We start from the raw sequence: 895 nt of genomic DNA on the forward strand, positions 1-895 counted from the left end.
ATAAAACTACACCGAAAGTGACAAAAAATTCACCCACCACCCGCAAAGCCCACAAAATCAACCCTTAGCGATTTCCACAAAAATCCACCACCTCAGCAAACTACCCGCAGCACAGCTGGCCAAAATACAATTTTGCCTCCCTGCTGGTAAGATTTACAGCCCTTAAACCTGGCTATAAGGTGGATTAATTCTCAGATTAAACCACCAGCTCGACGATACACTAGTTCTTGTGAGTAATTTCATAGCTGCCGCCAGTATCGTAAACTTAGAGTTACGCTTCTACTACCAAGCGCATTAACGGCAGTTAGACCCACTTCGAATTCTAATTTAAGAACCCCTCACTTCTATCAAGTGCATAACAGTGACTAACCAAGCGCGAGGCGGTCAAGCACGCAAATATGTTAGTCACCCGTAAATCAATAAGCATTCACGATCATCATCGTTTTCGCGGAACGCTAGACTATAACAAAAAGTTCTAGCGACATCTTTCAATATATGCCCAAAAACCTTCAGCGAGCTGGCAAGCGCACCTTCCACCTGCAGCGCAGCGCACCTTAGGGCGCAGCCCGTACTTTCAGGCCGTACTTGCACTGCTCACTGATCACTTATTCCCACTGATCACTCCCGCGCAGCGGGTCGCGGGCACAAAAAAGCCCTTACTAAGCTTTCACTTAGTAAGGGCATATAAACCTGGCAACGACCTACTCTCACATGGCCTATCGCCACACTACCATCGGCGCAACAATGTTTCACTTCCGGGTTCGGAATGGGACCGGGTGGTTCCACCGTGCTATGGTCACCAGAAATCGAGTGACTAGTTTCAAGTTTTCAGTTTCAAGTGGTCTTGATGCTGAGCTTGGGGTCAGTCGATTTCTATTGGCCTTAGCTGGCTGGA

Annotated in this window: 1 rRNA gene; it reads right to left on the minus strand. The window is 47.7% G+C overall.

What is annotated here, in order from left to right:
- Positions 1–688: 688 nt before the first annotated feature.
- Positions 689–804, minus strand: a 5S ribosomal RNA gene (gene rrf / locus JIN82_RS00025).
- Positions 805–895: the final 91 nt, after the last annotated feature.

It is taken from the genome of Persicirhabdus sediminis (assembly GCF_016595495.1).
Taxonomy (GTDB): Bacteria; Verrucomicrobiota; Verrucomicrobiia; order Verrucomicrobiales; family Akkermansiaceae; genus Persicirhabdus; species Persicirhabdus sediminis.